The following is a 24,259-nucleotide window of genomic DNA, read 5'->3' as shown; positions in this document are numbered from 1 at the left end:
ATTAATTTAACCCCTATTTTTTTAGGGGTGTTTGTTTTAAAAATGTATTTTTGATTGTCTAATTTAATACTTTATTATATGTCAACTTTAAGATTAAATGCTTTACAAGAGGTTTTACATAGAGAAACTGTTGTAGTAGAAGAAAACGAACGTCGTTCAGAATTGTTTGGTAAAAACGTGTTTAATGAACAAGCAATGCGTCAATACATGACCAAAGAGGCATACCAAAGTGTAATGGATGCTATTGAATTTGGAACTAAGATTGATAGAAAAACTGCTGATCAGATTGCGGTAAGCATGAAAGATTGGGCATTATCTAAAGGAGCAACGCATTATACACACTGGTTTCAACCTTTAACGGGGTCTACAGCAGAAAAGCATGATGCATTTTTTGAAACTGTTGAAGGTGGAGGAGCAATGGAGAAGTTTGATGGAGGTCAGTTGGTACAACAAGAGCCAGATGCATCAAGTTTCCCTAACGGAGGAATTCGAAATACTTTTGAAGCACGTGGTTATACGGCATGGGATCCAACATCACCAGCGTTTATTTATGGTACTACCTTATGTATTCCAACAGTTTTTGTAGCATATACAGGTGAAGCGTTAGATAATAAAGCACCATTACTAAGAGCATTACAAGCAGTTGATACAGCGGCTACAGCAATTTGTAAGTATTTTGATAAGAATGTAAGTAAAGTAAATGCAACCTTGGGGTGGGAACAGGAGTATTTTTTAATTGACACGGCATTAGCAGCAGCACGCCCAGATATTATGATGACAGGTAGAGCATTGTTAGGACATGCTCCAGCAAAAGGCCAACAATTAGATGATCATTACTTTGGATCAATACCTACAAGAGTATTGAATTTTATGCGTGATTTGGAACATGAATGTATGCTGTTGGGAGTACCAGTTAAAACACGTCACAATGAAGTAGCACCGAATCAATTTGAATTAGCACCAATTTTTGAAGAAGCCAACCTAGCGGTAGATCATAATTCATTATTAATGGATGTCATGGAAAAAGTATCGCAACGTCATAAATTTAAAGTGTTATTCCATGAAAAGCCGTTCGCAGGAATTAATGGTTCAGGAAAACATAACAACTGGAGTTTATCTACCAATACAGGAGTTAATTTATTAAGTCCGGGAAAAACTCCAATGAAGAATTTACAATTCTTAACCTTTTTTGTAAATACCATTAAAGCGGTTCATGATTATGAAGAATTAATAAGGGCGTCCATAGCAAGTGCAAGTAACGATCATCGTTTAGGGGCAAATGAAGCGCCACCAGCAATCATATCAGTTTTCATAGGTTCACAATTATCATCGGTATTAGATGAACTAGAAAATGTAACGAAAGGAAAACTATCACCTGAAGAAAAAACAGATCTAAAACTAAATATTGTAGGTAAGATTCCTGAAATCTTATTAGATAATACAGATAGAAATAGAACTTCACCTTTTGCCTTTACAGGAAACAAGTTTGAGTTACGTGCTGTAGGTTCATGGTCTAACTGTGCAGGACCTATGACAGTACTAAATACGATTATAGCTAGACAATTAAATGAATTTAAAGAAGAAGTAGATAAGTTAATAGATAGCAAAAAACTTAAAAAAGATGAGGCGATATTTAATGTGTTAAGAGAATATATTAAAGCATCAAAAAGTATTCGATTTGAAGGAGATGGGTATGGAGAAGCTTGGGAGAAAGAAGCAAAGAAAAGAGGCTTGTCAAATAACAAAACAACCCCAGAAGCTTTAAAAGCAAAGATTTCAAAAAAAGCAATTTCTCTTTTCGAAGAAATGGGCGTAATGAATAAGGTAGAGGTAGAAGCACGCCATGAAATCGAGTTGGAAGAATATTCAAAGAAAATTCAAATTGAAAGTAGGGTGTTGGGTGATATTGCAAGAAATCATATTATACCAATCGCTATTCAATACCAAAATACCTTAATAGAAAATGTAAGAGGACTGAAAGAAATTTTTGGAAATAATTTTGAGAAGTATGCTAACGAACAAATTGATTTAATTCAAAAAATATCAAATCATATTGCTGAAATAAATTCAAAAGTTGAAGATATGATTGAAGAACGTAAAAAAGCCAATAAGCTGGAAGGGCAGAAAAATGCAGATGCATATTGTAATAAAGTAAAACCTTATTTTGATGAAATTCGTTATCACTGTGATAAGTTAGAGTTAATGGTTGATGATAACCTTTGGCCTTTAACTAAGTATAGAGAGTTATTGTTTACTAGGTAATGAGTGATAAAATAAGTTTAGAAAGATTAAATTCCACTCACGAGAGTTTTATTCGTCTAGTAAAAGAACTAGACGAATACCTCTCAGGAATTAACGGCGATCAAAATACTTTTTTTAAGGAATTTAACATGATAGATAAACTACAGTATGTAGTGGTGTGTTACATAAACAAGGTAGCGGCAGGTTGTGGTGCTTTTAAGCGAATTGATAATAGAACTGTTGAGGTTAAACGTATGTACGTTAAACCAATATACAGAGGAAAAAATATAGCAACCTTGATTTTAAAAGAACTGGAAGAATGGGCAAGAGAAGAGAAGTTTAGCTCTGTTGTTTTAGAAACTAGTAAAACCATGCAGCCAGCGGTACATTTGTATAAGAAAAATGAATATGATGTTATACCAAACTATGGCCCTTATAAAGTTGTAGAATCAAGTATATGCTTTAAAAAAACATTGAACTAAATAGTTTAAGGTAAATAATATGATAGAGGTAGTTAAACTTACTCAAAATCATTGGAAGGAAGTAGCTGAAATTTATAAAGAAGGTATCGCTACAAAAAACGCTACTTTTAGAACAAAAGTTCCTAGTTGGGAGGAATGGAATACCTCACACCATCAACATACTCGGTTTATAGCTATTGAGGATAATAAGATATTAGGTTGGTGTGCTATAGCCCCAGTATCAACAAGATTTGAATATAGAGGAGTAGCAGAAGTAAGTGTTTATGTGAAGTTAGGAGTATTAGGAAAGGGTGTAGGAAGTTTATTGATGGATGCTGTTGTAAAATCTTCAGAAAATAATGGTATTTGGACGTTATATTCAAGTTTATTTCCCGAAAATGAAGCAAGTGTTAAGCTACATCTTAAATATGGCTTTCGAAAGATAGGTTATCGAGAAAAAATAGCAGAATTAGAAGGAGTATGGAGAGATACCGTATTGTATGAAAGACGAAGTAAAAAACAATATTTACTTTGATAGTTTCCTGTTTTTAAAGTAATTTCGCGGCAACAACAACACAACACATGAGTAACGAAGTATCTAAACGCTACGCACAGCGCGGAGTATCGGCATCTAAAGAAGATGTACACAACGCAATCAAGAATATTGATAAAGGATTATTTCCAAAAGCTTTTTGTAAAATAGTTCCTGATTACTTAACAAATGACGATGATTACTGTTTAATAATGCATGCTGATGGTGCAGGAACAAAATCGTCTTTAGCTTACATGTACTGGAAAGAGACAGGAGATATTTCTGTATGGAAAGGTATTGCTCAAGATGCTTTAATCATGAATATTGATGATTTATTATGTGTAGGTGCTACAGATAACATTATGTTGTCATCTACAATCGGACGTAATAAAAGCAATATTCCAGGAGAAGTTTTATCAGCAATTATTAACGGAACAGAAGAGTTAATTAATGAGTTAAAAGAATTTGGAGTAACCATTCACTCAACAGGAGGTGAAACTGCCGATGTAGGAGATTTAGTTCGCACAATAATCGTTGATTCTACAGTAACTGCTCGTATGAAACGTGCTGATGTAATTGATAATGCAAATATCAAAGAAGGAGACGTAATTGTTGGTTTAGAGTCTTTCGGACAAGCTACTTACGAGAAAGAATACAATGGGGGTATGGGAAGTAATGGATTAACTTCTGCACGTCATGATGTGTTTCATAAATATTTAGCAGAGAAATACCCAGAAAGTTTTGATGCATCTGTACCGTCAGATTTAGTGTATTCAGGAAACACAAAACTAACAGATGAGGTAGCAGATTCACCAATTGATGCTGGTAAGTTGGTGTTGTCACCAACAAGAACGTATGCACCTATTATTAAAGAAATTTTATCAAAATATTCTTCTGAAGATGTGCATGGAATGATTCACTGTTCAGGAGGAGCACAAACAAAAATTTTACATTTTGTAGATAACTTACATATTGTGAAAGATAATATGTTTCCAATTCCACCATTATTCAAACTAATACAAGAACAATCAAAAACAGATTGGAAAGAAATGTATCAAGTTTTTAATTGTGGTCACAGAATGGAATTATATGTATCTCCAGAAGTAGCAGAAAATATCATTGCTATTTCAAAATCATTTAATGTAAACGCACAAGTTGTTGGTAGAGTAGAGGCGTCTGATAAAAAGCAATTAACTATTAAAAGTGAATATGGAACTTTTGAATATTAATTCAACAAGATAAAAGTAATATAGAATCCTCAGAGAAATCTGAGGATTTTTTTATTTCATTTTATCAAAAACAAAATCAATAGAAAACTCATCGTTAGCTACGGAAGCTTTTAGTTGACCATTCTCTTTCCAATAATGGATAGAAGTAGGGAATTCATTCAGTTTATTTTCCGCAGTAAAAGAAGTATCTGTTTGTTGTGTAAAGGCAAATAAAGTAGGATTTTCATTTACACCAGTTACTTGTAAAAACAACGAATCGTTTTTAGTAATGATGTGTAAGATCTCTTTAAATACAGTATCGTTTTTTTGTAAGGAAAAACCAATTCCAGAAAAATCATTTTCCCAAAACTCGTAAGTCCTTTTATCAGCTTCGTTATGAACACGTTCCCATTTACCAAACAACCAAGTAGGTTTTGTGATTTTCTTTTCTTGCTGACAAGAAAAAAGTAGTGTACAAGTAAAAAATAAGATTAAAATTCGCATAACAAAAGACTTAATGAACTAAAGATATGAATAAAATTCGATAAAAAATCGTAAATTCGCACCCCAAGAAAAGATACTATGCTAGATAAATTACAGATAGTTAAACAACGTTATGATGAGGTTTCAGACTTAATCATCCAACCAGATGTTATTTCTGATCAGAAACGTTATGTACAATTAAATAAAGAATATAAAGATTTAGGAAAGGTTGTAAAAAAAGCAGACGAGTACAAAACTTTATTAAACAATATAGAAGAAGCTAAGGAAATTATTGCTGACGGATCGGATGCAGAAATGGTTGAAATGGCGAAAATGGAAATGGATGAAGCAAAAACTCGTATTCCTGAATTGGAAGAAGAGATTAAGTTTTTATTAATTCCAAAAGATCCAGAAGATTCAAAAAATGCAGTAGTAGAATTACGTGCGGGTACTGGTGGAGATGAAGCGAGTATTTTTGCAGGTGATTTGTTTAGAATGTACACCAAATACTGTGAAAGTAAAGGGTGGAAAGTTTCTACAGTAGATTTTTCTGAAGGAACTAATGGTGGATTTAAAGAAATTCAGTTTGAAGTTACAGGAGAAGATGTATACGGAACGTTAAAGTTTGAAGCAGGTGTACACCGTGTACAACGTGTACCTCAAACAGAAACTCAAGGACGTGTACATACATCGGCAGCAACTTGTATGGTATTTCCAGAAGCAGAAGAGTTTGATGTAGAAATCAACCCAAAAGATGTACGTATCGATTTTTTCTGTTCATCAGGACCAGGAGGTCAGTCGGTAAACACTACGTATTCAGCAGTACGTTTAACCCATATCCCAACAGGATTAGTGGCGCAATGTCAAGATCAAAAGTCGCAGCATAAAAACAAAGAGAAAGCGTTTAAGGTATTACGTTCTCGTTTATACGATATGGAGTTGGCGAAGAAGCAGGAAGCAGATGCTGCAAAACGTGGTTCGATGGTAACTTCAGGAGACCGTTCTGCAAAAATTAGAACGTATAACTATCCTCAAGGACGTGTAACAGACCACAGAATAGGATTGACCTTATACGATTTATCAAACATCGTAAATGGAGATATTCAGAAAATTATAGACGAGTTAATGCTCGCAGAAAATACTTCTAAGTTAAAAGAACTGGGAGAAACTATTTAATTAAAAGGCGTTACTATTTTAGTAACGTCTTTTTTAATGTCTCAAATTCTTGTAGAGCCGATAAATAAAACATACCTTTGCATAATATTAATGTTCTGTCCTTTTAGGAGAAAATCTACAAGTCTTTATACTATTTTTCTGTAACCATCAGATTCTATAGTCTTCAGTTGCTTTACAAAGCGTTTTCAATAGAATTTTTAATCTAAAATAAATATCATGTAAATCATAGTTCATGCTATGTGTAGTATTGCGCTGTAATTTATATGACTTAAAGTATGTCTAATAATAAAACCTTATAGTATGTTAAGAATAGTTGTAAAAGAAGGTGAAAATATCGATAGAGCCTTAAAGCGTTACAAGCGTAAATTTAGAAACGTAAAAGTTTTACAAGAATTAAGAGAAAGAAAGCAATACACTAAGCCTTCTGTAACAAGAAGAGCACAAATTCAAAAAGCAGCTTATAAAGAGCAGTTATTTAAAGAAGAATAGTAGTATAGCTACATAAAATACAAAAGCGCAACCAAATTGGTTGCGCTTTTTGTTTGTATAAACTTAATAGTTATTTCGTTTTCTTTTTAAAAAGTTAGTTAAACCGATAGCAATTGCAAAAGCTATTAATGATATGAGTATAGATTTGAATTGAAACATTTAATAAACGCTGATTTTTGGATATAAAACTATAGTAAATGAAAAATCTCAACTAGTTAGTTAAAAATAGTTGAGATTTTTAAAAAGTGGAGACGCCGAGAATAGACCTTCTTTTATCTTGTTATAGCTAAACCCTTACTGTGTCTACTGAAAACAATGGGTTACTGAAATTTTTATAATTTATTTTATGGTAAATTATATATCAAATACTACCTTTACTGACACCTAAATTGACACCCATTTGCTATGACATGTACATTTAACCTTAAGGATAAAAAGAAAGATGGATTAACCTTAATTTATTTAAAAGCTTATTTTAAAAAAGAAGGAAAAAGATTTGTTTACTCAACAGGTGAGTCTATTCATCCAAAGGAATGGGATTTTAAAAATAGACAGCCTAGTAATTTAACAGGAAGAACTTCGCAAGCAGATAGTCATAGGACTATAAAAAGACAATTAGATAGGTATTCTAATTTGTTTTTGCTCATTACGGAAACTTATAAGAATACAAATCAAGAGTTAACCGTTGAGAAAATTAGACAAGAATTTGATAAAGAATTTAAAAGAGTTACTGCTGGAAAAAATAAATTTTATGAAGCCTATGATGAGTTCATGTCTTTTAAGCAAAAAAATCAAGAATGGTCTAAAGCAACGATAAAAAGATATAATAATATCAAAGCTTTACTAGAAGATTTTGAAAAAACAAAAAAGTACAAAATCACATTTGACACGATTAACCAAAAATTTTATACTGAGTTTACCGATTTTTGTATGGTAAACAGAGGGCATATTAATAATACATTTACCAGAAACGTTGGGTTGGTTAAAACTTTTCTTTTTTGGGCTTTGAAAAATGGTCATACCTATAAAGCAGATTTTATAAGTTTTAAGAAGAAGCCTAAAGTTATTACAAATCAGATAGCTCTTAGAAAAGAAGATTTAGAGATTTTGTTAAAATCTGAGATGCCTTCTAAGAAATTAGAACGTGTGAAGGATGTTTTTATCTTTTCATGTGTTACAGGTATGAGGTTTGGTGAATTAAAGTTTGTTTCTAAAAATATTATAGACGGGAAAACATTATTACTTAAAGAAGAAAAAGGGTCAGGTAAAAAGAGTAGAGAGATTCCTTTGAGTAGTATTGCTTTACATGTTTTAGATAAATATGATTATACTTTGCCAATAATTGCTAATCAGAAATACAATGATTATATAAAAGATGTTTTTGAAGAAGCGGGCTATACTCATAATGTTATGAAAACTTCTACTAGAGGTAAAGAAGTAATACGAGAAGAAATGCCTTTTTACAAGAGAATAAGTTCTCATACAGCTAGAAGAACCTTTATTACTATGATGAAAAGAAATGGTAAGAGTGATAAACTAATAGCGGAAATTTCTGGACATAATGATATGAAAACACTAAATCAATATTACCAAGTTTCAAATGAAGATGTTAAAGATGCTGTAAATGAAACTTTTGATATAAAATTTTAAAAGAATAGTAAATAATGAATTACGGAAAAGAGTTTATAAAACTATACAATGAAGAACTTTCTGCTTTTAAAAAAGTTATTACAGAAAGAATTGAAAAAGACTATGGATCTCCTGAAATGGCAAATGATTTATACTCTAAGTATAACAGCGAAATTCAAAGAAGGGTTAATGATCTTAAAGAAAAGGATAATATAGGTATGAAGGAATCATCTTTAACTGGTATATCCTTAGGTTATATGTATGGTAAAGAGTATAAATTTAATAGAGTAGAAAATATAATAAACAGAGATGTGTATCAATATTTTTTAAGTAATGGAAAATGTTCTCAGTATAAAAACTTTAGTCATTTCATTCAGTGTTTTTCAAAGTCCTTAACTCTTCATAGTTATAGAAGCTTTTTGAACGAAAACAGAAAGCTTTTTTATTCTTTATTAGATGAAGAAAAAGCAAATGAATTTTTTAATATAAAGTATATTAAAGATGATTTAAATGTATTGACTATAAGTAAAAAGCATTTAGAAACTTCTGAAAATAAAAATAAAGAAAACTTTACTTCACAAGAAGTTGATAAAAAAGCAGAAACAAAGAATGTTAACTTGAATAAAGAAAAACATGAAAATCCTTTTACCGAAGAGGAAAAATTTATTTTAATACATTATTTGTTTAAACATGAAAGATCACAAGAAAAGAAGTTATCAGTTTATGAATTAACTCTAATTTTAAAAATTTCTTGTGGGGTATTTACAGATAAAAGACTCGAAAAAGTTAAAGATACTGTTTATGAAAAATATCATAAAGGGTATGATTACTATAGTGTCTCGAAGAAAGAAAAGAGAAATAAATTAAATATTTTAATAGATAAATGTGAAGCCTATGAACTGAAAGTATTTTCACAATATTTATACAATCAGCTTTCAAAAATATAATTTTTTACTCCAAAAGTTACTGATTTTATTAATTAAATATTGTTTAAGTTATTGAAATTTAATTTGTTGTTTTACTCCAAGCTTCCCCCGAGCTTACTCCATCTTCTTTAATTTTACCATTAAACCAATAATCTTTGCGGTAATAAAACATAAATATTCAATCCATGGATATTAGTAATTACTGAATATGATATGTTTTTAAATATTAATTTAAATAAAAAAAGCATATTATGAAAAGTAGTATAATTGTAACAACACCAGAAGAACTTATAGGTTTAATTGATACAGCAGTATCAACAAGAATCAATCCATTAGAAGATTTAATCAACAGTAAGTTAAATCCAAAAAAAGAAAATGTAACGGTTAAAGAAGCAGCAAAAAGGTTAAACGTTACAGAACTTACGATAAGAAACTACATTAAAAAAGGAGTGATTGATGCCTCAAAAATTGGAAGAAGAATTGTTATAAACCTTGAAGCTTTGGAGAATACATTAAAGGAGGTTAAATCTTTAAAATATCGTAGATAGTATGGAAGATTTTAATATGCAAAGTGAATCCTTTAATAATAATTTGATTCTTATCGCTGATAATCTTCAGTCAGAAATGTACAAATTGAAAGTTAACAGAGTATCAGACTTTCTGTTAGGTAAGCATTTAGATTTTTATACTAATGAAATAGATAAGGTTAAAGGTTTGATAGCAAATAATCCGAGGTTTAAATGGCAACTTTTAGAACAAGAAATTGATTCTAATTTTAAAAAAGATAAGTCATTAACGGGAGCAAATATTTTTTTTGACTGGAAACATGATGTAAGTCCTAATAGGGTAGTGTTAAACTTTAAACTATAGGTTGTTATGGATTATGTTAGAATAGGTACAGATTATTACAAGATTTGTAGTGTACCGCTTTATAGTGGAGACGCAATTAGAACATTGCTTAAATGGTCAAAAGGTGAAATAATAACAGATAAGGGCAAAGACTTTTTACAATTAATCAAGAAGTATGATGGCTTTATTACTATACCAAATCATCAAAATTATAAACAAGAGATAAATTCTTTTTATAATCAATATGAGAAGATAGAGCATAATTTAGAAGAGGGTAAGTTTGACAAAACTGAGGAGTTTTTGAAGCATATTTTTGGAGAGCAATATGAGTTGGGTTTGGATTACTTGACAATACTATGGCAAATTCCAACGCAAATTTTACCTATTTTATGTTTAGTGAGTGATTCTCGAAATACAGGAAAAACATCATTCTTGAATTGGTTAAAATTATTATTTCAAGGCAACATGACTATTAATAAAAATGAGGATTTTAGAAGTCGATTTAACAGTGATTGGGCATCTAAATTAATTATTTCTGTTGATGAAGTTCTTTTAGATAGAAGAGAAGATAGTGAGCGAATTAAAAATCTTTCAACAGCTGGTTCTTACAAAGTTGAATCAAAAGGGAAAGATAAAGTTGAAACTAATTTTTTCGGGAAGTTTATTTTATGCTCAAATAATGAAGAAAATTTTATTCAAATAGATGAAAACGAAATTCGCTATTGGGTAATTAAAGTAAACTCTTTTCAAGTAGAAGATGTAGATATGTTGAAGAAGTTAAAAAGTGAAATTCCATATTTTTTACACTTTTTAAATAAACGAAAGATTGTTTCGGAAAGAAAAACAAGAATGTGGTTTACAAAACAACAGATTTACACACCTGCTTTAGATAAAGTTGTAAAAGGAAACAAAACATATTTAAGTAAGGAGATTAAAGAGATTATAATTGATGACTTTATTGTGTTTGAAGTTGATGTTTTGCGTTACACCGCAACAGATTTATTTGAAAAGTTAAGTAAAGGATTAAGAACCACTCGGTCAAAAATATCAAAAAGTTTGAAAGATGATTATAAGTTAGAACCTTTTAATGGAAGTTATAGAAAATACTTTTTAACTCTAAATATTTCACAAAAAACAATAGTCGATTTTGAAACAAAAAAAGGTAGATACTATGAGTTTTTAAAAAGTGATTTTTTAGATAGTTCGTTGATTGGTTGACAAAGCAACCCATTCGTGAGCAAAATAGCAACATTCAGAGGTAAACAAGAGTTCAACAGTTGGTCAACACAAAACGCAAAAAATGCATGTTGACCAACTGTTGATTTTTTGTTGAGCCTGCACCCCTTCATTTCACTTACAGTTATTGTTATTCTTCAACAAGGCAACAGAAATTTAATTATTTTGTTTTTGCATAAAGGTAAATTATTACGTTTTGCGTTAATTGCGTTAATTGCGTAAATTGAATAAAAAACGCAAGAAAGCGCAAAGTCACCTATCAAAAGAAAATTACAACGGCTATCAAGAAATATAAAAAGGACAATTATACTGCAAAAGAACTATACATCTATTTGTGGGTTAACTTGTTGTAAATATATTTCAGGATTAAGCAAAAAAGCGCAACGACAAACGCAAAACTGTAAATTATATTTTTAAAATATATGTAATGTGCTTGTTTATAGTTTTTTAAATGGTGTAAGCTATACTTTTGATGGTTTTTAGAGCAACACAAAAGAGCATACACGGAAAAACGCAAGAAAACATAAAAGTTATATTATCTCATATGTAAACTAGCTTACGGAATAGTTTCTATGATAAATGATATTAATATACTTAATGTAAGAGTATAAATAAAATGATGCAATCCTAAGAAAAAAAATGACTTTTAAGAGACGCAAAAAAATAGCAATAATTAATTCTTGTGATAAGAGTGGCGCTATTATACACAATATTTAATATATAATTAATGAGTGTAATTTACATTAAAAAGAAACAAAATAAAATCTTATTTTTGTTTTTATGGATATAAAATTGACAGAACAAGAAAGATAAAAATCTTAAATTCCGATGATATTTACGGAATAATGCAAAAAATATTACTTCGTGAAAGTAAGATAGACCAAAACCGTGAACACTTTTGGGTTATAGGGCTAGAAAATAACAACCGTATTCTTTTTATTGAGTTAATAAGCTTAGGTACTATCAATGCTACTTTGGTAGAACCTATGGAAGTTTTTAGTCTTGCATTGCAAAAAAGGGCTGTAAAAATTATGTTATGTCATAACCACCCAAGTGGTGAATTAACTCCGTCAGACAATGACAAAAACCTAACAGATAGGTTAATACAAGTAGGTGTTATAGTAAATACACGTGTAATAGACCATTTAATTATTTCTGATAAAAGCTATTTGAGTTTTGCTAATACTGGTCTTTTACAAGAGTTAGAGAAAAGCAAAAAGTATGTCCCTAAATATGTTTTGGAAGAACAGATAAAAAAGGACATGGCTAAAATAATTGAGAGAAATAGAAATATTGAAATAGCTAAATCTTTAAAAAGAAAAGGTATTGATACGAGTACCATTGCAGACTCCACAGGTCTTACTGTTGAAGAGGTGGAGAAGTTGCGTGTTAAAAAGAAATAATAAATTACTTCAATGAGTTAAAAATTATCTTTTAAGAGTTATACTACAATTTAATATACCTTCCTTTACTGTAACGTTAAAACATCTCTATTTGGTTTAAAATAGTAGATGTAGCTAAAAGTATGAATCTCTTTGTTTTTCATGATTACAAATACCTTTATAGTGTGTCTTGTTGGTAAGTTGCTGTTTATCATGAAAATAAGTTTGTTTTTTTTGAAAATAATATTACATTTATACGATTTTTAAAAAAAATTCTATGAAAACAAGACTACCTTATGTGGTTATACTTTGTTGTATAACTTTTTTTACTGCAAATTCTCAAAATTTACTGAATACTAGTTCGTGGACAGTTGGTACAGGTTCTGTATCTGGTTTTAGTCAGAATGGTACTACTTCAGAAAATAGTAGAGAATATGGAATTGGACCTGAAGGAGCAAGTGTATTACTATGGAAAGCTACCCCTGATGCTTCTAGTAACGCAGATGGTGGTTGGAACACATCTCACTATACAATAGACCACACGAAAACCTATCGATTAGTTATTTGGTTAAAAAAGACTAATTCTAATGACGGAAACTCCTATTTTGGATTTCACAGTTACGATGGTACACATCACTCTTTATATCTAAATGGATCTCCTAATAATAACCCCTATTTTTGGTCAGGGGATTTACCTGAGTTAAATAAGTGGTATATGTTAGTAGGCTATGTACATGGAAGTAACCACAGTTCAACTATCAATTATGGAGCTATGTACGATGGAGTTACAGGAGAAAAAATCAGATCTATCACAGACTTTAAGTTTAAGAGCTCAGCAACAAAATTAAGGCATCGAACATATTTATATTATGATACAAATACTTCAGATAGGCAGTATTTTTATAAGCCAAGAATGGAGTTAGTAGATGGAAAAGAACCATCTGTTCAAGAATTGTTAGGATTAAATAAAAGTAATGATCCATCAAATATGTTAGATTATTCTACGTGGGCTGTAGGAACAGGTAGTACTTCAGGGTTTACTAGAAATGGAGCTGAAAATGAAAATGTAAGAGAGTTAGGAAAAAATCATGTAGGAGAAGAAGTTGTATTATGGAAAGCTGTTCCTGGATCGGCTAGCGATGCTGATGGTGGTTGGAGTACTGGATGGATTAATGCATCAGATGATGTGTCTTATCGTTTTAGTGTATGGATAAAAAAAACAAATTCTAATTATGGGTCAACTTATTTAGGTTTTTACGCCAATAATGAAGGTTCTTTAAAACTTGATGGGACATATAATAAAAACCCTTATTTCTGGTCTGGTGATTTACCTAAATTAAATAGATGGTATTTAATTGTAGGCTACGTTCATAAAAGTAGTCATACAGGAACAACAAATACAGGTGGTATTTATGACGGTACTACAGGAGAAAAAATAAGAACAATAACTGATTATAAGCTTAAAAATACAGTAACAGCTTTAAGACACCGTTCATATTTGTATTATGATACAAATATACTAGATAGACAATATTTTTATGCCCCTAGAATAGATAGAATAACAGGTAATGAACCAACAATCGAAGATTTATTAAGAATAAACAATGAATCAAAATTAATTGTAGCTTATGATGTAGCTGGAAATCAAACACAAACTTTTTATTGTGGGGACCCTTCATATTGTTCGCCTCCAGCTGCTAAAAAAGTAAAAGAAGAGGATGAAACTCCTTCTTCAATAATTGTGAGTAATGATGAAGAGAAAGAAGAGAAAGAAGATGTAGAAAAGGAAAAAGAGGTATTTAATAATGATGTACATATTTATCCGAATCCAACATCAGATTATGCCACTCTAAATTTAAGTGATGATTTGTTAAATAATCTACACTCTATAAAACTATACAATTCAAATTCAGTTTTATTAAAAAACATTAAAGTAACAAGTAATAGCATTCAATTAGATATGAGTACTATAGCAGTAGGAATGTATTTTGTTCATATTCATTTGAATAAAGGAAAAAGTATTACAAAAAAAATTGTTAAAAAGTAAAAGTTTAAGAAAATGAAAAGAAATTTATATACCTGTGTTCTATTTTTATTGTTTGTAGGAATACAATTTTCTAATGCACAAGACCCTAATGTAGTAGGAGGCAACTCTTCTGTTAAAATAAAGTATAAAAAGATAAAATTAAAAACAAAGAAAAGTCCTAATGAGCTATTAAATTCCAATAACATAAGGATAGAAGAACCTTGTCTTGTAGATCCCGATACGGGAGAATGTGTTGATCCCGACCCAATAGATCCCGACCCTGTAATTACAACAGAAGCAGGAAGCACCGCAGGTAGTTTATCTGTTTCTTTAACAGGTGCAGCAAGTTACTCAATACCTATAATGGTACCTCCTGGCATTAAAGATGTAGTACCTAATATTAGTGTTAGTTATTCAAGTCAAGGAGCCAATGGTTTAGCTGGATGGGGGTGGAATGTGTCAGGGTTGTCCACAATTAGTAGAATACCCGCCACAAAGTATTATGATGATAAACATGACGGAATTGATTTTAAAAGTGATCGTTTTTCTTTTGATGGACAACGATTAATTTTAAAATCGGGCACTTATGGAGCAAATGGTTCTGTGTACCAAACAGAAAATTATTCAAACATCAAAGTAGTTGCTTATGGAACATCCCCTTACGGAGTTTCTTATGGTCCTGAATACTTTATTGTATATTATCCAAACGGAACTAGAACTTGGTATGGAAAATCAGGAAATTCAAGGAGTAGATTAGAATGGGCTGTTTTTAGATCGCGTGATCCACAAGGTAATTATATAGATTATAATTACCAATCAGATAATGGATTATTAAGCATAAAAACAATTAATTATGGAGGAAGAGTTGGTGGGACATCACCAATGAATCAAATAAACTTCACATATACTACGAGAACTAGATCAGAAAGTGTTTATGTAGGAGGAAATCATTTTAAGAGAACCAATTTGTTAAAAAATATTCAAGTTACTTCTAGTGGTAACCAATATAGAAAATATGAACTGAATCATAGTTCAACATCTTTAGGTTACCAACGGTTAACCTCAGTGAAAGAATACAATTCTGAAAATAAAGGTTTAAACCCTATTACCTTTAATTATGAGAGTACATCAAATACATTAGATATTTATAGTTCTAAATTATATTCAACTACTTCAATAGATATAAAAAAATCAAAAATGGTTGGAGGTGATTTTGATGGTGACTTGAAATCAGATTTTCTAATTTTTGACCCGACTAAAAAAGATAAATTATATGTTTATCAAGATGTGTTTAAGAACTCAAGCCATAACTTGGCATATGAAATAGCTACAGGAAAGTTTGAAGATGTGTTTTCTAACACTATCTTATCTCATAATAATAAAATCTTAACTCAACAAGCTATCACAACAGTTAGTGAAACAGCGAGCTCTACTTCTACTAACTCATCGATAAGGTTTAGAACTTTTGCTATGGCTGCTTATGGACCTGTTCATCAATATGATAAAGTTTGGAATACAAATAAATATAGAAGTGATAGCTATTGTGGAAGTACTCATTATTACACTATTCCTAAAAAATATGTAACAGGAGATTTTAATGGAGATGGGCTAACAGACGTTATTGCAATTGATAAACCTTACACCTCAAGAACATGTTATCAAAAAAGAGATTGTGGAGGTGGTTTAGACGAACCTATTCCTTTGAAGACTTCAGAGGAAAAAGAAAAAATAGAGAATAGTAATGTAGAAGAAGCTAGGTTGCCTATTGAAGAGTGTTGTGAGTGTGATACTTATACTCAAAATAAATATAATGCAAAAGTTCATTTTATTGATTTAAAAAGAGATGTAAATTCAAATTTCGCAAAAGTTTCAGGATACTTAAGAAAAGGAGTAGGTTTAAATGACTTAATAATACCAGGAGATTATAATGGGGATGGTAAAGTAGATATAATTCATGTTTCTGATGGTAAAATTTATGTTTACACATTAAATGATAATAATAATTTAGAGTTATTATATGAGGAATCAGACCCAATAATTAATACTGATTATTCCATTTTACCAGGAGACTATAATGGAGATGGAAAAACAGATTTTGCAATACCAACTAAAGATAAAACTAGTACTTGGAAATTTTTTATTTCAAAAGGTGAAAATGGATTTTATAAGTATGAAAAAGATGTTGTATATTATTTTAAAACTTATGTAGGAGAAGTAAAAACGATTGTTAACGGTTGGTTGATTATTAACCCTTTATATATTGGAAAGTATTATGCTAACGATTTTAATAATGATGGAAAGTCTGATATAATGCAACATTATACTATTTCTCCTTATAATTCAAATATAATAAAACAAGTTCCTGTTCCTGGAAAGCCTCAAAAGTCATATTTGCATTATCATGAAAATTCAGGAAATGAAAATTTCAAAAAGATTCTTACGAAAGAGTTAGATGAAGATTTTTATAGCAAAGATGATGTTAGTTTATACCTAGATATAGATGGGGTTGATGATAAATCTGAGTATTCGTATATTTATGGAAATACATTATATGCATATAAATATTTGAAAGACCACCGAAAAGATGTTTTATTAAAGAGTGTAACAAATAATGGTGTTAAAACAACTGTGGAATATGAACGTTTAGGAATGCCAGAAAATAATTATGGACCAATAATTTATACTGAAAGTTATAATCAAATTTATCCTTACATAAATGTTAATAAATCACCTTCATTTCAGTTGGTAAAAAAACTAACAGAGGAAGGTGCTGGTGTTAAGCGTTATCAAGATTTTAGGTATGAAGGTGCAGTATCTAATGTAGATATAGGGTTTCAGGGTTTTATAAAAACAAAACGGAGTAATTGGTATGGAAATGGTGTAAGTACGTTATGGACAATTTCAAAATACAACCCTTTAAAAAAAGGAGCACTCACAGAACAATGGGTTTCTACTTCCTATAACGAAGGAAGTAATTACATGTCTAAAACCACAAATACCTACAGTTCAAATTTAGCAAGCAATAAGGTGTTTACCATAACTCCTACAAAAATAGTACAACACAATGCTTTAACAGGAGTAACCACAACAAAAATATTAACCTATAATTCCTATAAAAACCTATTAACAGAACATATAACTTATAACGGAGGTAGTGAAAATATTACATATACATACAGTAATAATAGTTCTGTAAACAATGAATATTATCATGTAGGTAGGCTTGTCAAAAAAGTAAAAACCAATACTATTGGAGGGAATGCTTTTACAACTGAAGAAGAATATGTATATAGTAACAATCTTTTAACGCAACAAAAAGTAAAAGGAAATGGCACTTCTTGGAATACAGAAAATTTTACCTACGATGCTTACGGTAATGTGACTGAAAAAACACTAATTCCAAGCGGAGATGTTGTAGCAAGAAAAGAAGAATTCAAGTATGATGCGACGAAGCGTTTTTTAACTGAATCAACTGATATAGAACGACAAGTAACTAAGTTTACTTATGATGTTTTTGGTAACCCATTAACGACAACTAATCCGTACAATCAAATTACTACATTTACCTATGATGGCTGGAATCGTTTAATTTCAGAAAAAAATTACCTTGGAAAAACAACAACTTTTTCTTATACCAAACTAAGTGGAGGTGGGTTGAAAAAAACAACCAACTATCCGCAAGGAGCTGATGATATTGAAGAATATAATGCTTTGGGTTGGGTTACCAAAAGAGGTAGGTTAGGGCTTAATAATAAGTGGACATACAAAAGTGTGCAATATGATGTTGTTGGAAGAGTCATAAAGGAAAGTGAACCATATTTCAGCTTTCCAAGTCAATGGAATACCACTTCATATGATGATTATGGTCGAGCAATAGCTAGAACTAGTTTTAACGGTTTAGTAGCTAACATTAGTTATAGTGGTTTAAGAACTACAGTTGATGATGGAATTAAAACCGTAAAAACAACCAAAGATGGTAGTGGTAATATTGTTAAAATGGAAGACCCTGGCGGAACTATTACTTATTCATATTATGGTAATGGAGTTATGAAATCTGCTAACTATGGTAGCCATGTAGTAAGCACTGAAATAGATGGTTGGGGAAGAAAAACAAAACTAATAGATCCCTCTGCTGGTGTATACACTTATGAATACAACAGTATTGGGGAAGTTTTAAAGGAAACCACTCCAAAAGGATATACAAAATACGATTATGATGAGTATGGTAAGATTATAACAAAGGATATAAAAGGAGATGAAACAAACATATCTCTGAAGTATGAATACAATGCCGATAAGTTGTTAGAATATATACGAGGAAAAAATGTTAAAACTAATGAAGATTACTTATACACTTACCTATATGATAGTCAGAAAAGACCTTATAAAACTAAAGAACAAAACGGCAAAGCATACTTCGAACATCAAGTAATAAGGGATTCATATGGTAGAGTAAATGCTGAGACTTATATTAGTAAAAACTTAGGAAACAACATAAGTAGTACAGTTAAAGTTAAAAACGTATATGATGCAAACTCAGGTGTTTTAACAGAAATACAAGACTTTAATGCGACTACTACCCTTTGGAAAATTAAAGAAGTAAATGAAAGAGGACAAGCCAAAGAGGTGCTATTAGGTAATGGCATGATTAAGAAAAGAACCTATGACCAATATGGTTTTTTGACAAAAATATTAGACCAAACTTCTGATGCATCAAAAAAAGCCTTACATCTTGATTATAGCTTCAACGCAGTTCGAGGGAATTTAAACAGTAGAAAAAACAATAATTTAGGCTGGAATGAAAACTTTAGTTATGATAACTTAGATCGTTTAACCAATATTTCTGGTTCGGTAAGTAGAGCACAAGAATACGATGGTCGAGGTCGTATTACTTCCAATTCAACAATAGGAACGTATAATTATGGCAGTACTACTTCGTATCGTTTACAAGAAGTAGACTTAAATACTCAAGGAGATTTATATTATCAAAATCACCCTTTACAAAAAATTAAATACAATGCTTATAAAAAGCCTATATCAATTTCAGTAAAGGATAAAGCCAAAGTAGATTTTGAATACGGTTTGTTACAGAATAGAAGTCACGCCTATTACGGAGGCAATGAAACTAATAAATTAGATCGTAGGTATCAAAAACACTATTCAGCAATAACTCCAGTTGAAATAGAAGTAGATAAACAAGGAAACACTAAAATAATTACCTACATAGGAGGAGATGCCTATTCAGCCCCTCTAATGCATGTAAAACAAACTGCTTCGGGTAAGGTTAATGGCTATCATTATATACATAGAGACTATCTAAGTAGTATTTTAGCAATATCTGATAGTACAGGCACTGTACAAGAACAGCGACAATTTGGAGCTTGGGGAGAAGTAGATAAATTTAAGAGTTTAAATAGTGAAATTGATTATGAACACGATACAACTTTACTAAGTAGAGGCTATACAGGACACGAACACTTTATGGGAGTGGCTTTAATACATATGAATGGGCGTATGTATGATGCGAAGTTAGGTCGTTTTTTGTCTCCTGATAATTACATACAAGAACCTTTTAGTACGCAAAGTTTTAATCGTTTTGGGTATGTTTGGAATAATCCACTTAAATTCACTGATCCTAGTGGGGAGTTTTTTATAGCAGCTTTAATTGGAGCTTTTATTAGTGTGGCTACCAATGGAATAATAAATATAATAGAAGGGAGATCTTTCTTCCAAGGTGCTGGTTTAGCTGCTATAACAGGAGCAATTGGAGGAGCTTTTGCTAAGATAATAGGTAATGCAGCTCAAGGGCTTAAAGGGATTTTAAAAGTTGGTGTACAAGCTGTAGCACACGGGCATTTAGGAGGCATGATGTCAGCAGTAATGGGAGGAGATTATTTTAGCGGTTTTGCAGCTGGGGCTGTTGGTTCTGTGGTTGCTTCTGGTGCACAAGCGGTATTTAAATCTTCAAGTAACTTTTGGAAAGCAGCAGGAACTATTACTGCAGGTTCTTTATCTGGTGGTACAGGTAGTATAATTGCTGGTGGAAAATTCTGGGATGGTTTTAGAAATGGGGCTATAAGCGCTTCGCTAAATCATGTCGCTCACATGATTCAAAGCAAAAATATAGATATAGAAAAAATAATAGAGAAATATGAAAAGAATGATAAAAAAATGATTAATAATACTATAAAGATAGATGTTTTACGAAACTTAACAAAATATGGTCAATTAGGTAAATTTATAGAGGCTTCTGTGACAGAATGGGGTAATATGGGAGTTGAAACGGATACTGCCAATCAAATATTATCTGACTTAAGTAATGAACTATTAGCCTTAGGTATTTCAGCTACTTCTAGTATTCCTCAAATAAAAATTGTTGCAGGAGGGTTGGCATCCACATATATGGCGGAAAATTTCTACCTTACCTATATAAATGCAAGTTATAAACCTTTAATTGTTCGATATGCCCCTTATTATGCATTAAATAATAAAATGATGTCTTATGAACAAGAACAAAACTATTATAGAAACTGCAATTGTGGAGGAGGTTCTAGTGGAGCTGGATCTGGTGAAAGCTGGTAAAATAAATAAATTAAAATGAAGATAAATAGATTGTTTTTTGTGCTGATAGTTTTTGTCAGTTCTTGTAAATTAGAAAGTAGTAAGAAAGTTAATTTCAGTGATGAAATAAATAGGTATAACTATTTAGATAAACCTCATAAACTTAAGTTTATATATGATTTTGAAAATATTTTTTCTGAAGCACAATCCCAAAACTTATATAATAAAGTATTAGATATATATAGTAAAGATAGCTTAGTCTTTATTTTTATTTCGGATAAAAAACCGTTAAGAAGAAGTTTTAGTGAAAGTACTATAATTATTAACGATATTTTTAAAGAAAAATATGACTTAGACAAAATTATAACTTTAAAAATGAGTAAAAAAACCAGAGAAGTTGCTCTCGCTTATTCTGAGAGTTTATCTCCAAAAATAAACGATAGCATATGTCTTTTAGTTATAAAAAATGTTATAAAACCTAATTTTAAGAAAAATAAATATTTTGATGGTATTAATAATTCAATAGATTCAATCATTAAACACACAAAATAATATGTTTTTAGATTTTATACTTACTCTGTATGATTTCTTTAGAGAAATAAAAAAGTATTTAAAAAAAAATGAAAAATGAGACCTTAATAGTAGTTCTTATTTTGCTAGCTATTTCTTTTATATCCTGCTCATCAAGACAAGAAACGATAGAAGTGAAAATTCAAGCAATTGATATAGTGAAAAATCAACCTAGGAAAAATATAAAAGTTGAAGTGTTAAAGGTCAAGAACCCTCTGTTTTCAATGAGGAGGTTTATTTTACTTCATACGCTAAGAACAAACGATGAAGGCTTTGTTAGTTTTAAAACCAGTGAAAAAGGAGATTATAGTATTCGTTTTTTTAGAGATACTATCCGTACAGACAGAGATTATGTTTCTTTTTACAGGATAGATACGTTAAATATTAAGGATTTAGAAGAAGACAAAGTGTTCAAGTTACGTTGGTAAGACTTCAAATATAATTTGTTCTTTGAAATATTATTCAAATTTATTTGTACAATTAAGTAGCGAAGAAATTGAATTAAATAGATATATAATTAAACCTATTATTAATACAGATAAATATATTGTTCTTAAACCAAATCAAACTATTTCATTTACTTATGAGAAAAAAATAAAGGAAATATATGCAAACATTAAAAACTCACAATCATATGAACTTAAAATTAAGTTTATGGGGAAAATATGCATAGACAACGAAAAGGTAATATTGCCTAACGAGTATATTCTAATTCAACAAATAAAATTATAAAACTTAAGGAATGAGAAATGTCCATAGTAGAACAGGATTATAATGATAATTTTGGGGTTATAATATATCTATAAAGAGAACGAGAAAGCGGATATCGGAATAAAACCTTAATTTTAAGAAAAATAAATATTTTGATGGTATTAATATTTCAATAGATTCAATGATTAAACACACAAAATAATATGTTTTTAGATTTTATACTTATTTTACATGATTTCTTTAGAGAAGTAAAAAAACATTTACCATGATAAAAAAAGTTTTTCTAATATTTTTTTGTGTTATAAACTCTTTAGGGTATTCACAAAATTATACTATCTTTCATAATAATTTTATCTCTTTTCGTCAACCTTTACCTGATAATTTTAATCTAGTTAAAAATGAAATACCTACAGAAATCAATATTTTTCTTATAGAAGATAAAGTTAATGTTCCTGTTTTAATATCAATACACGTTAGAGATGATAAATTCATTAATGGGAAGAAAAAAATTAATGACCAAAAAATAGCATCCTTAAAATCAATTTATGGAGAAAATAGAATTGATAAGGTTTATTCTTATTTTAAATCAATCCCTAGTAAAGGAAATGCTTTTGTTCATGGAAGAGAAAAAATTAAAAATAATCTTTTTCTCTATTTATATTCTAAAGAGTTTAGAGGTCTAACAGAAGGTTTTTTATTATTGGCTAACTCCAATTATATTTTGGGTTATGTTAAAGTTTTTGAAAGCATGGATGAGAATCCTTATTTCTTTAAGACATACTTTATAGATAACAATATTGTTAATGTTCTAGTGTATGATGAAGGTTATGATATAGATGATGGGACAGATGATTCTAAATATTCTTATTCTGTTTTGTCTATAAGTGAAAAAGGTGTTATAACTAATCTTGATAAAGAAAAATCAATTAAAGTTCTTAAGAAGAATAAAAAGTATATTAATTGATTTTTTAGTAGATGGTTTGTATGATCTCTATAATTTAAAAAAAGAAATCAATTATAAATTAGAGATCAGTTATACTGGGTATGTTAGAATAAGTAATAAGCAAAGGAAAGCAGACCTAAAATCGGAGTTTATAATAAATACAAAATAAGATATTTGTTCCGTAAGAATATTCTCATATGAAAAATACCTAAAGATAAAGTATGTAGTAAACAGTTCTACTGTAACTATTGAGAAGATTCTTTTAGTGTAAAAGGAGAAAATAGTTAATTTTGAAACTATGAAAGTGAGGTGTTATGGGGTTGAAAAAGAAAGATTTTATAGAAATACTGTTGATTATTGACAAATCTATTTATTAACTAGTGATACGGTAATATTCAGAGGTAAACAATAGTTGAACAGTTGGTCAACATAAAACGCAAAAAACGGATGTTGACCAACTGTTGATTTTTTGTAGAACCTGTAACCTCTCTTTTACATAGGGTTATAGTTATTATTCAACACAGCAACGAAAATTTAACTATTAGTTTCTTTCTTTCTTAATTAAGTAAATTATTGCGTTTTGCGTTATTTACGCAAATTGAAGAAAAAAGACATTCAATCATCACTATAAGCTACAATTACCTTTCTTTGGTATGGGTAACACGTATTCTTATTAGTTCATAATACTTTTTGCGTTTTTGTTTTTTTTTTGCGCTTTTAACGCAAAAAAGTTAAAGATGTGAAAAGAGTTGAATTATAATGTGTTGCGGTTATTGTAATGCACTTTTTTGTTAATTCCGTTTTTATAAAAAAGCGCAAAACTCATGTGAAGAATT

Annotated in this window: 19 protein-coding genes; 18 read left to right on the top strand and 1 reads right to left on the bottom strand. The window is 30.2% G+C overall.

Annotated features, from left to right (window positions below; translation table 11 throughout):
* Positions 1-78 precede the first annotated feature (78 nt).
* The 4 genes from VBY68_RS05530 to VBY68_RS05515 are packed head-to-tail and all read left to right on the top strand — an operon-like array spanning position 79 to position 4,463.
* Positions 79-2,262 carry a glutamine synthetase III family protein gene (locus tag VBY68_RS05530; RefSeq protein ID WP_415269144.1) on the top strand — a complete coding sequence of 728 codons (2,184 nt, stop codon included), beginning with the start codon at positions 79-81 and terminating at the stop codon, positions 2,260-2,262.
* On the top strand, positions 2,262-2,723 hold the full coding sequence (locus VBY68_RS05525; RefSeq protein WP_415269143.1) for a GNAT family N-acetyltransferase: 462 nt from the start codon (positions 2,262-2,264) through the stop codon (positions 2,721-2,723). Before VBY68_RS05530 ends, VBY68_RS05525 begins: the two co-directional genes overlap by 1 nt.
* Before the next feature lie 19 nt (positions 2,724-2,742).
* Positions 2,743-3,237 (top strand): GNAT family N-acetyltransferase, encoded by a 495-nt coding sequence (locus tag VBY68_RS05520; RefSeq protein ID WP_415269142.1) that lies wholly within the window; start codon positions 2,743-2,745, stop codon positions 3,235-3,237.
* 47 nt (positions 3,238-3,284) lie between these two features.
* Positions 3,285-4,463, top strand: a complete 1,179-nt coding sequence (locus VBY68_RS05515; protein ID WP_415269141.1) for an AIR synthase related protein — start codon at positions 3,285-3,287, stop codon at positions 4,461-4,463.
* Positions 4,464-4,514: 51 nt separating this feature from the next.
* On the opposite strand, the gene VBY68_RS05510 is transcribed toward VBY68_RS05515, so the two are convergent.
* Positions 4,515-4,946 (bottom strand): DUF6265 family protein, encoded by a 432-nt coding sequence (locus tag VBY68_RS05510; protein WP_099215257.1) that lies wholly within the window; start codon positions 4,944-4,946, stop codon positions 4,515-4,517.
* Between the two features lie 78 nt (positions 4,947-5,024).
* Here VBY68_RS05510 and prfA point away from each other — a divergent pair, with 78 nt between their 5' ends.
* The 14 genes from prfA to VBY68_RS05440 all read left to right on the top strand — a co-directional run bounded on the left by prfA (position 5,025) and on the right by VBY68_RS05440 (position 23,444).
* Complete coding sequence (prfA, locus tag VBY68_RS05505) at positions 5,025-6,101, top strand: peptide chain release factor 1 (RefSeq protein ID WP_099215258.1); 1,077 nt, start codon at positions 5,025-5,027, stop codon at positions 6,099-6,101.
* 300 nt (positions 6,102-6,401) lie between these two features.
* Positions 6,402-6,590 (top strand): 30S ribosomal protein S21, encoded by a 189-nt coding sequence (gene rpsU, locus VBY68_RS05500; RefSeq protein WP_099215259.1) that lies wholly within the window; start codon positions 6,402-6,404, stop codon positions 6,588-6,590.
* 405 nt (positions 6,591-6,995) lie between these two features.
* On the top strand, positions 6,996-8,240 hold the full coding sequence (locus VBY68_RS05495) for a tyrosine-type recombinase/integrase (RefSeq protein ID WP_415269140.1): 1,245 nt from the start codon (positions 6,996-6,998) through the stop codon (positions 8,238-8,240).
* Positions 8,241-8,254: 14 nt separating this feature from the next.
* Positions 8,255-9,166 (top strand): hypothetical protein, encoded by a 912-nt coding sequence (locus tag VBY68_RS05490; RefSeq protein ID WP_115900373.1) that lies wholly within the window; start codon positions 8,255-8,257, stop codon positions 9,164-9,166.
* 230 nt (positions 9,167-9,396) lie between these two features.
* On the top strand, positions 9,397-9,693 hold the full coding sequence (locus VBY68_RS05485) for a helix-turn-helix domain-containing protein (protein ID WP_415269139.1): 297 nt from the start codon (positions 9,397-9,399) through the stop codon (positions 9,691-9,693).
* Position 9,694: 1 nt separating this feature from the next.
* The gene (locus VBY68_RS05480) at positions 9,695-10,015 is read left to right on the top strand and encodes a hypothetical protein (protein ID WP_415269138.1); all 321 of its coding nucleotides are present in this window, start codon (positions 9,695-9,697) and stop codon (positions 10,013-10,015) included.
* A 6-nt stretch (positions 10,016-10,021) separates the two neighbouring features.
* Entirely contained in the window at positions 10,022-11,212 is a 1,191-nt protein-coding gene (locus tag VBY68_RS05475; protein ID WP_415269137.1) for a primase-helicase family protein, read from the top strand.
* Between the two features lie 863 nt (positions 11,213-12,075).
* Positions 12,076-12,633: a JAB domain-containing protein gene (locus VBY68_RS05470; RefSeq protein ID WP_415269136.1), complete on the top strand. Its 558-nt coding sequence runs from the start codon at positions 12,076-12,078 to the stop codon at positions 12,631-12,633.
* A 256-nt stretch (positions 12,634-12,889) separates the two neighbouring features.
* Complete coding sequence (locus tag VBY68_RS05465) at positions 12,890-14,659, top strand: T9SS type A sorting domain-containing protein (RefSeq protein WP_415269135.1); 1,770 nt, start codon at positions 12,890-12,892, stop codon at positions 14,657-14,659.
* A gap of 12 nt (positions 14,660-14,671) precedes the next feature.
* Positions 14,672-21,220, top strand: coding sequence for an RHS repeat-associated core domain-containing protein (locus VBY68_RS05460; RefSeq protein WP_415269134.1), 6,549 nt, complete (start codon positions 14,672-14,674; stop codon positions 21,218-21,220).
* A 15-nt stretch (positions 21,221-21,235) separates the two neighbouring features.
* Positions 21,236-21,751, top strand: coding sequence for a TPM domain-containing protein (locus VBY68_RS05455; protein WP_415269133.1), 516 nt, complete (start codon positions 21,236-21,238; stop codon positions 21,749-21,751).
* A gap of 68 nt (positions 21,752-21,819) precedes the next feature.
* Entirely contained in the window at positions 21,820-22,197 is a 378-nt protein-coding gene (locus tag VBY68_RS05450; protein ID WP_415269132.1) for a hypothetical protein, read from the top strand.
* Between the two features lie 22 nt (positions 22,198-22,219).
* Complete coding sequence (locus VBY68_RS05445; protein ID WP_415269131.1) at positions 22,220-22,501, top strand: hypothetical protein; 282 nt, start codon at positions 22,220-22,222, stop codon at positions 22,499-22,501.
* A 244-nt stretch (positions 22,502-22,745) separates the two neighbouring features.
* Entirely contained in the window at positions 22,746-23,444 is a 699-nt protein-coding gene (locus VBY68_RS05440; RefSeq protein WP_415269130.1) for a hypothetical protein, read from the top strand.
* Positions 23,445-24,259 lie beyond the last annotated feature (815 nt).

The organism is Tenacibaculum ascidiaceicola, from assembly GCF_047470925.1.
Lineage (GTDB): Bacteria > Bacteroidota > Bacteroidia > Flavobacteriales > Flavobacteriaceae > Polaribacter > Polaribacter discolor.
The sequence above is the reverse complement of the archived record's forward strand: the minus strand, read 5'-3'. Positions and strand labels throughout refer to the sequence as shown.